This window comes from Fretibacterium sp. (assembly GCF_057312375.1).
Genome location: NZ_DBHLDX010000074.1, coordinates 1 through 8,777 on the forward strand (window position 1 = coordinate 1; position 8,777 = coordinate 8,777).

The following is an 8,777-nucleotide window of genomic DNA, read 5'->3' on the forward strand; positions in this document are numbered from 1 at the left end:
GGATAGCGCTCCACCAGCGCCTCGCGGATCGCGTCCTCGCTGCCCGGATAGGCCCAGGCGGTGTCGAAGTAGGTAAAGCCCTCGGCCAGAAAACGGTCTACCATCCGCTTCGTCTGCTCGATGTCGATCGCGTCGCCAGCCTTGGGCAGACGCATCAGGCCGAAGCCCAGCTTCTTGATCCCTTCCTCAAGGCAAGCCATCGTAAATCCCCCCATGTTTTTCGTCCTGAAACAAGTCCTGCCAAGCGTCCAAAAGTCCAGCAGCATCGGGTCAAGAGCGCAGCCGCTTTTGGATAGCGTCAGTGTATATCCTGAAGTCAACTCCAAGTCGAGATGGAAAAGGATGAAACGACATCATTCTGTAAGGGCGATACCGTGTGAAAAAACGACGTCACCTTATCAAAAACTCGCCATTTTTGGTGTGCACGGCAACGCGGAGCCACAGCCCCCTAATGCGGCTCAGAGCGCCGTACCGCGCCGGGGCACGAAAAGGCGCGACATGTCCACGCCCTCCAGCGTCAGGAGCTTTTGCTTTTTGTCCACGCCGCCGGCGTAGCCCGTCAGGCTTCCGTTCGCCCCCACCACCCGGTGGCAGGGCACGATGATGGAGATGGAGTTGTGTCCCACGGCGCCCCCTACGGCCTGGGCGGACATGCGGGCCAGCCCCCGCTGCCTTGCGATCCGGCCCGCGATGTCCCCATAGGTCACGGTGTGGCCGAAGGGGATGGTGCGCAAAATCTGCCACACCGCAAGCTGGAAGTCGGAGCCGGCCTCCTTCAGGGGAGGGGTGAAGTCCGGCTCCTTTCCGGAGAAGTAAACGTCGAGCCATCGCCGCGTGGTGTCGAAGACCGGCAGTTCCCTTTCCTCCGTATCCTCCGTGATCTTGTCGCAGAAAAATTTTTCGCCGTCAAACCAGAGGCCGATCAGGCTCTCTCCGTCGCTCCCCAAGGTAATGCCCCCCAGGGGCGACGTGTAGTGTCCAAGGTATTGCATGCGCTCTCCTCCTCAAAGGCACAGGGGGTGGTCCGCGTCGTACTCACCGCACCCATGTTCCGCAGCCCTGGGTGGTCCCTTCGAACCGGCCCAACACGAGTATAGTATAGCGATTTTTTTCGGGACATCCGGCTGTTGTCGGAGATGGAAACGCGCCCTCCAGAGGCCGGCCTGTGGGGCAGAATGGAAGGCACGTTCCATCTGGTAGAATGAATGGAAAGGCGGAGCCGTTTCCCGCACTCCGGTTGCTTCCGGGGACGACCGATGAGGAGGTCTTGAGATGTTCATCAACATTCATGGATTCGGAGGACAGGGGGAGAATACGAAATACCTCTGGCTTCGAAAGACGTACCCGGAGGAGGAGATATTCTGCCCCACCTTCAACTACACCACGGAGCATCCGGAGGAGGTCCTGTCGCGTTACGAGGCGGAGGTGCGCGCCCAGGTCGGGGCAGGCAGGGCCGTGAGGATCGTGGGCACGTCCTGGGGTGGCTTCTTCGCCTACTGCCTGAACGCCCTGTTCCCCAACCTGCCCACCGTCCTCGTGAACCCCTCGCTGAACCCCTACCTGTCGCGGCGTTACGCCGAGCTGAACCACGACCTGCTGCTGGAGTACGTGGGAGTTCTGGGCCGCCACATGCTGCGCCACAGCGACGCGAGCTGTGCCGTCATCATCGGTTCCCGGGACGAGGTCATCCCCCATGAGGTTGTGACGATCCCCATCTTCGCGCCGGAGAGCGTACACCGCTTCGACGTGCAGCACAGCTTTGACATGGACGCGGAGCCGGAGTTGCCCCGGTGTATGATGGAGCACTTCGGGAGGACCTTTGCCTGAGCAGAGGACGAGTGTCACATCGCCGAGAAGTATGGCGGCACACTTTCAGGATGTTCCATCTGTGCCCAAAGTTTCAAAATTACATATCCCGTGATCTGTCTTTTCCCTCATTTCTGTAAAAGGCTGATCGTGGTATGCTTGGCTCGTTTTGGATGGATGCACACGGACACCCGAAATGATTATCTCTATAAAAATTAGGGAGGGGTAACCCATGAAAACAGCTTATGCGTTACTGAACGATCCTTTTTTGAACAAGGGAACGGCATTTACAATGGAAGAACGTGAGGAATACAACCTCGCAGGTCTTCTTCCTCCCGTGGTGCAGACCATCGAGGAACAGGCCAGACAGGCATACGAAAATGTGTGCAGGAAAACAAGCGACATCGAGAAGCGTCATTACTTGATGGATATTTTCGGACGGAACCGAACTCTGTTCTACTATTTATTCAGTCAGCATATCGTGGAGTTCATGCCCATCGTCTACGATCCTGTGGTGGCGGAGGCCATCGAACAGTACAGTGAGTTCTACGTTGAGCCGCAAAACGCAGCGTATCTGTCCATCGACCACCCTGAGGACATCAAAAAAACGCTGATCAATGCAGCAAACGGGCGCGAGATCAATCTGATCGTCGTGACGGACGCGGAGATGATTCTCGGTATCGGCGACTGGGGAACCAACGGTGTGGAGATCTCCGTTGGAAAGCTCGCTGTTTACACGGCAGCCGCCGGAATCGACCCCAACAAAGTGCTGCCTGTGGTGTTGGATGTAGGCACGAACCGGCAGAGCCTGCTGAATGACCCGCTTTATCTCGGAAATCGTCATGAGCGCGTTCGCGGCGACAGATATTATGAGTTCGTCGATCGGTTCGTAAAGACTGCTGAAGAGATGTTCCCTCATCTGTACCTGCACTTTGAGGACTTCGGACGTTCCAACGCTGCCGTTATCCTGAACAAGTACAAAGATACCTATACGGTGTTCAACGACGATATCGAGGGCACCGGCATCATTTCTCTGGCAGGCATCCTCGGTGCGTTGAAGATCAGTGGGCAGAAACTGCGGGAACAGATTTACATGTGCTTCGGCGCAGGAACGGCGGGTTGCGGAATCGCAAACCGAGTGTATCAGGAAATGCTTGACCAAGGCGTCCCAGAGGATGAGGCGCGAAAAAAGTTTTATCTGGTGGATAAACAGGGTTTGCTCTTTGACGATATGGACGACCTTACGCCTGAGCAGAAGCCGTTCGCCAGAAAGAGGAGCGAGTTTGAAAAGGCCGATGATTTGAGGACGCTTGCCGCGGCCGTGAAAGCGGTTCACCCGACGATCCTTGTAGGGACATCGACGCAGGGCGGCGCCTTTACGGAGGAGATTGTCAAGGAGATGGCATCGCACGCGAAACGCCCGATCATCTTCCCGCTCTCTAACCCGACGGAGCTGGCAGAAGCGAAAGCCACGGATCTGATTGCGTGGACGGATGGAAAAGCGCTGGTTGCAACTGGTATCCCTTCAAAGTCCGTGGAATATAACGGTGTGACCTATGAGATCGGGCAGGCCAACAACGCACTGATCTATCCCGGCCTCGGCCTTGGTGCGATTTCAGTTGGAGCAAAGCGGATGACCGATGGAATGATCTCGAAAGCGGCGCATTCCCTCGGCGGGATCATTGACGTGACAAAACCCGGTGCCGCGGTCCTTCCGCCGGTTTCCGAATTGACAAGATTCTCGGAAACCGTCGCGGTGGCTGTTGCAACGGAAGCGGTCAAAGAAGGGCTGAATACCGTCAATGCGGATAATCCCGCAGAGAACGTCAAAGCGAACAAATGGTATCCGGTCTACAAGACGATCTAAGACAGCTTCCTATTCACACAAAGGCTGGCAGTTGACAACTCAATTGCCGGCCTTTGCTCTGCCCTTTTCGGCTGTAATTTGAATGGCCGTTCGGATCGTGAAGAAGGCGTTGAGCAGTGACCACTACAGAGCTCAGCGAACGGTGTGGGATCTCGCCTGACACGCTGAGGCACTGCGAAGGGGTAGGCTGACTCTCCCTGTTGGGAGAAAGAGCGGGATAAGGGACTACGACGAGAGTGATATCAAGTGGATCGAGTTCATTTTTTGCATGAGGAGCGCCGGGGTGCCGATCGAGGAGCTGGTCCGGTACGTCGCCCTCTACCGGGAGGGGAGCGGGACGACGGCCGAGCGAAAGGGCATCCTGAGCCGACAGCGAGATCGGCTGTTGGCCCGTATCAAGGAGCTGAAGGCCCTGGCCAAAAAGCTGAACTACAAGATCGCCAACTATGAAACCGAGTTTCTGGAAAAGGAAAAGCAGATGCTGGGTGAACAGACCAAAAATTAAACGGGGCCTTCCCTGCAGGCCCCGTTCTCACATCCCGGATTCTTGTGCGGGACGGCCCCGCGTTATGCCCCCGGTCCTCGCCCTTATTCGCCGTAAACCTCCTTTGCCACAGGAAACGCTGCCCACGCCTTGGGCCAACCGGCGTAGAAGGCGAGCTGCGTGAGGACCTCCACCATCTCCTCCTTCGTCACGCCGTTCTCCTTCGCCGTCGCGATGTGGTATTTGAGCGGGCCGGTGACGCCGCTGGCAACGAGGGCCGAAACCGTGACGATGCTGCGGTCGTGCAGCGAGAGCACGTCGTTCTTTGACCACACTTCACCGAACAGGACGTCGTCGTTGTAACGGGCGAAGTCCGGTGCAAAATTGCCCAGCGCATCGCGCCCGGCGGTCTGCACGACCTTCCGCGCGGGCCCCTTCCCGCCTTGAGCCTTTTGGATCGTGTCCACAGCCAATTCCTCCTTGTTGTCGTCAACCTGCGCTGTGTGGCAGTCGGAGTTCCGGCGCAGGGTGATGCTGTCCTTAACACTGTACACCCTGAAGCCGGCTCCAGGACAAGCGATCGCGACGCACTTGGAGATTTCACCGACTTGGCGAGGTTCATCTTTCACCGTAATCGAACGGTAAGGAGCGCGACGTCGGCCATGCAGCGAGCCTTCTCCCCTGGGGGACGCTGTCCTCGCTCAGGGCCTGACGCTGACGACGGCAATGTAGTCCATCTGCTTTCGGTGCGCTCTGAAAAAGCCGGACATCCTCCGGAAAAAACCGCGGTCCTGTTTCTTCCAGCCATTCAGAAACACCCGCAGCGCGCCCCAAAGCCCCTCGTCGTAGATCATCCCCCCCAAGGTCATGAGGGTGACGGGCCCGTGCCGAACCTGCAGGTTCGTGAACCCGCGCTCCTCAAAGACGCTTCGCCATCCCGCCTCCGTCAGTGGATAGACCCTGACGTTGATCGCCCGGCTCAACCCCTGAACGAGCTCGGGGGATTCCTCCGTCAGCATGACGTCCTGCGTCAGCAGCACTCCGCCTCTTTTCAGCACGCGGAAGTACTCAGCGACGGCCTTAGCCCGACTTTCAGGGTTCAACATCGTCAGCATGGCCTCGTTGATCACCACGTCGAAGGAGCCGTCGGGGAACGGCAATGCTGTGGCGTCCCCCTCGACGAAGCTGACGCGACCTGCCGAACACGAGGCCGCGAGGTTCTTTCGGGCTTTCGCCAGCGCTTGGGCGTCCAGGTCCAGCGCCGTGACGTGGCATCCATATTTTTTAACGAGCTCTGCGGTCGTCGTGCCCATGTTGCACGCCACCTCCAGGACCTCCGTCCTGGAGCTGAGTTTGCCGCTCTGCATCAGCCAGTCCGTAGCCGTCCGCCCGCCGGGACGCAGCCGTCGTTTACCAAGTCGTGCCAAAAAGACGTGTCCTGCCTCCATAACCATAAAATCACCCCTAGTTCTAAAGTTTATTTAGACTAACTTCCTGGGGTTTATTTTGGCATTGGAGGCAAAAAGAATCTGTTGCTTAAACCACAAAATGGCTGAACTTCGATCCCCCTAAATCGGGGAAGAGGAGGGCGACGGGGCCGCGTCCTGCCTTTCGATCAGGGCGATGAACGCCTCCTCCAGGGTTGGGTCGGGACAGGCCTCCGTCCGCACGGAGGCCTTGAGCGCGTCGGGGGGGCCGGAGGCGATCGTCCTGCCCCGGTACACCAGCGCGATGCGGTCGCAGTACTCCGCCTCGTCCATGAAGTGCGTCGTCACCATCACGGTGACGCCCTTCAGCGCAAAGCTGTTGATGCAGGTCCAGAACTCGCGCCGCGTCACGGGGTCCACGCCGCTCGTCGGCTCGTCCAGGAACAGGACGTCCGGCCCGTGCATCACGGCGCAGCCCATTGCCAGGCGCTGCTTGAAGCCAAGAGGCAGCGATCCTGCACGGGAGGAGAGGTAGGGGGCGAGGCCAAAGGTATCGACCACGCGCTCCAGCGCCGTGTCGCCCCTCAGCCCATAGATGCCGGAGAAGAACCGCAGGTTCTGCAACACGGTCAGGTCCCCGTACAGCGAAAACTTCTGCGCCATGTAGCCCAGTCGCGCCCGCGCCGCGCCGGGAGCCGTCCTGAGGTCCAGCCCCGAGACGGCGCACTCGCCCTCCGTGGGGGTGAGGAGCCCACACATCATCTTGAACGTGGTGGACTTTCCGGCTCCGTTGGGCCCCAGAAGGCCGAAGATCTCGCCCCGTTCGATCGAGAAGGAGACGTCGTCCACCGCCGTGAAGCTCCCGAACCGCTTCGTCAGGTGCCGCGCCTCCACGGAGACGCGGCCCGTCCCCTTTTCCTCGAAGAACGCCGCCACCGCGTCGCTGCCGCGTCGGGCTCCGCCCAGGAGCTGCATGAAGGAATCCTCGAAGCGGGGCGGCGCAGGCCTGAGCGCAAGGCGGGAAGAGGGATCGGCCAAAACTTCGGCTTCGCAAGCGATGGCGTCCAGGTTCTCTCTCAGCTCCGTACCGTCGTCGCTGGTCAGAACGCGCACGCTGGAGCCCTGGATGACTGCGTCCAGGGTACACTTACGCTCCATCAGGGGGGCGATCAGCTTCCGGCGCCTCCCGCCGGCCCCGCCCAGCAGAAAGACCCGCCCCTCGACGCGCTTTGCCAGGTCCTTCGGCGTCCCGTCGTAGAGCAGCTTGCCCTCGTTGAGGAGCAGCACCGTGTCGCAGGCCTCCGCCTCGTCCAGGTAGGCGGTGCTCCAGACGACGATTCGGCCCCGGACCAGGAGCCCCCGCACCATGCGCCACAGCTCCCGCCGCGCCAGGGGGTCCACGCCCACGCCCGGCTCGTCCAGCAGCAGGACGGGAGGTCGGGAGAGCAACGTGCAGGCCAGGCCCAGCTTCTGCTTCATGCCGCCCGAGAGCCGGCCCGCCAGGCGGCCCGTGAAGGGCTCAAGCCCCGTGAAGGCCAGGAGCTCCGCATAGCGGTCGGCCCGCTCCCGGCGAGGCACGGAGCGCAGCTCGGCGTACAGGTTCAGGTTCTCCATGACCGTCAGGTCCTCGTAGAGCCCGAAGCGCTGCGGCATGTAGCCGACCCGCTCGTGGATGGCGTCCGCATCCTCCGCCGTGTCGTGCCCGCACACGGAAACCCGCCCTGCGGTAGGCGCCAGGAGGCCGCAGAACAGGCGCAGCAGCGTCGTCTTGCCCGCGCCGTCCGGCCCTACCAGCCCCGTGATTTGTCCGCCCGCGATGCGGGCCGTGAGCCCGTCCAGCGCGGCGCGGTTGCCGAAGGTGCGGACCAGCCCCTTGACGACGATTTCCGAGGCCTCCTGGGAATCGAGGGGCTGGCGCTTTTCGACCTCGCTCATCTCGGCGCCGTGCCTCCGGAGGCCTCCAAGGAGTCCATCAAGACGGTGACGGGCATCCCGTTCTTGAGCCGCCCGTCCCGATCGTCCTCCACCAGAATTCGAGCGCGGTAGACCAGGTCGGTGCGCAGGTCCTCGGTCTGCACCTGCTTGGGGGTGAACTCGGCCGTCGGGGAGATGAAGGTGAGCGTGCCCTCGATGGGGGTGGGGGAGGAGTCCGTGAAGATGCGGGCCGGCATTCCCACCCGAACCCGTCCCAACTGCGGCTCCGGGATGTAGGCCCGGACCTGGACGGGGCGTTCGAGGGCCAGGGCGTAGACGACCTGACCGGCCCCCACGACGGTCCCCGGCTCGGTGACGCGGGTCAGGATGGTCCCCTCGGCCGGGGAGCGCAGCTCCGTGTCCGAAAGGGCGTTCTCGGCCGCCGCAAACCGGGCGCTGGCTGCCTCGTAGGCCGCCTCCGCCGCCTCGATGTCCTCTTTGCGGTAGCCCTCGCGCATCAGGGCCAGCGCGTTCTCAGCTGCCGCAAGCTCCGCCCTCAGGGCGTTGCGCTGCGACGACGCCCGGTCCAGCTCGCTCCTGGCGACGGCCTTCTGGGCGAACAGGTTCGAGATGCGGCTGTAGTCCTTCTCGGCCAGGTCCAGCGACGCCCGGACCCGGTCGCGCTGCGCCGCCGCCTCCTGGACCTCTTCGGTGCGGAACCCGCGGTGCAGCTTCTCCAGGGCCGCCTTAGCCTGGAGCATGGCCCCCTGGGCCTCGGAGCGTTTGATGCGGTAGGGAACGGGGTCCAGGATGGCCAGCAGGTCGCCGGACGCCACCCTCTCGCCCTCCTCGCGGTAGACCGCCTCGACGCGGCCCGAAACGCGGAAGCCCAGGAGCACCTGCCGGATCTCCACGTTGCCGTAGAGCCGAATTCGGTTGGGGTCCTTCTCGCGGAAGCGATCGATCAGCCCATCGAGGTCCCCGTTTGCGTAGAGCACACCAAGGACGGCAGCGAGAACGAGAAGCAGAAGGGCGAACCGTTTTTTCATGGAAAAGACTCCTTTCTTTCTCCGGGGCTCCTCCCCGGAACCCCGGCAAGGGCCGTGGGCCCTTGCACCCCGATGGATGGACCGATCGGGAAAAAAGCGGGGGTCACTGAACCGTTCCGCCAGTCTTGTCTAAATATACTCATAGGTATCTTTAGTGCTGACTTCCTGTTTCACAGAGGCCGGTTTCACCAAAAACTTGCGTTCCTGGTCAGAGCCTTCCTCTCCACAGG

At 61.2% G+C, this 8,777-nt stretch carries 9 protein-coding genes; 3 read left to right on the forward strand and 6 right to left on the reverse strand.

Annotated elements, in window-relative coordinates:
* Together ACO41U_RS09095 and ACO41U_RS09100 are read right to left on the reverse strand one after the other, a co-directional pair.
* Positions 1-200 (reverse strand): aldo/keto reductase (locus ACO41U_RS09095; RefSeq protein WP_485943331.1); only part of this gene is annotated, 200 nt, incomplete at its 3' end.
* 258 nt (positions 201-458) lie between these two features.
* On the reverse strand, positions 459-992 hold the full coding sequence (locus ACO41U_RS09100) for a methylated-DNA--[protein]-cysteine S-methyltransferase (protein WP_485943333.1): 534 nt from the start codon (positions 990-992) through the stop codon (positions 459-461).
* Positions 993-1,272: 280 nt separating this feature from the next.
* On the opposite strand from ACO41U_RS09100, the gene ACO41U_RS09105 reads away from it, so the two are divergent.
* From ACO41U_RS09105 to ACO41U_RS09115, 3 genes are all read left to right on the forward strand, one after another.
* A complete protein-coding gene (locus tag ACO41U_RS09105) occupies positions 1,273-1,827 on the forward strand; it encodes a YqiA/YcfP family alpha/beta fold hydrolase (RefSeq protein WP_485943335.1) in 555 nt (184 codons plus the stop codon).
* A 211-nt stretch (positions 1,828-2,038) separates the two neighbouring features.
* Positions 2,039-3,673 carry a malolactic enzyme gene (locus tag ACO41U_RS09110; RefSeq protein WP_298781972.1) on the forward strand — a complete coding sequence of 545 codons (1,635 nt, stop codon included), beginning with the start codon at positions 2,039-2,041 and terminating at the stop codon, positions 3,671-3,673.
* 187 nt (positions 3,674-3,860) lie between these two features.
* Positions 3,861-4,178, forward strand: a complete 318-nt coding sequence (locus ACO41U_RS09115; RefSeq protein ID WP_485943346.1) for a MerR family DNA-binding protein — start codon at positions 3,861-3,863, stop codon at positions 4,176-4,178.
* Between the two features lie 83 nt (positions 4,179-4,261).
* Here ACO41U_RS09115 and ACO41U_RS09120 read toward each other — a convergent pair whose 3' ends face one another.
* The 4 genes from ACO41U_RS09120 to ACO41U_RS09135 all read right to left on the reverse strand — a co-directional run bounded on the left by ACO41U_RS09120 (position 4,262) and on the right by ACO41U_RS09135 (position 8,547).
* Positions 4,262-4,711: a carboxymuconolactone decarboxylase family protein gene (locus tag ACO41U_RS09120; protein WP_485943338.1), complete on the reverse strand. Its 450-nt coding sequence runs from the start codon at positions 4,709-4,711 to the stop codon at positions 4,262-4,264.
* 147 nt (positions 4,712-4,858) lie between these two features.
* Complete coding sequence (locus ACO41U_RS09125; RefSeq protein WP_485943340.1) at positions 4,859-5,605, reverse strand: class I SAM-dependent methyltransferase; 747 nt, start codon at positions 5,603-5,605, stop codon at positions 4,859-4,861.
* Between the two features lie 120 nt (positions 5,606-5,725).
* A complete protein-coding gene (locus ACO41U_RS09130; RefSeq protein ID WP_485943342.1) occupies positions 5,726-7,519 on the reverse strand; it encodes an ATP-binding cassette domain-containing protein in 1,794 nt (597 codons plus the stop codon).
* Entirely contained in the window at positions 7,516-8,547 is a 1,032-nt protein-coding gene (locus ACO41U_RS09135) for an HlyD family secretion protein (RefSeq protein WP_485943344.1), read from the reverse strand. Before ACO41U_RS09135 ends, ACO41U_RS09130 begins: the two co-directional genes overlap by 4 nt.
* Between the last annotated feature and the right edge of the window lie 230 nt (positions 8,548-8,777).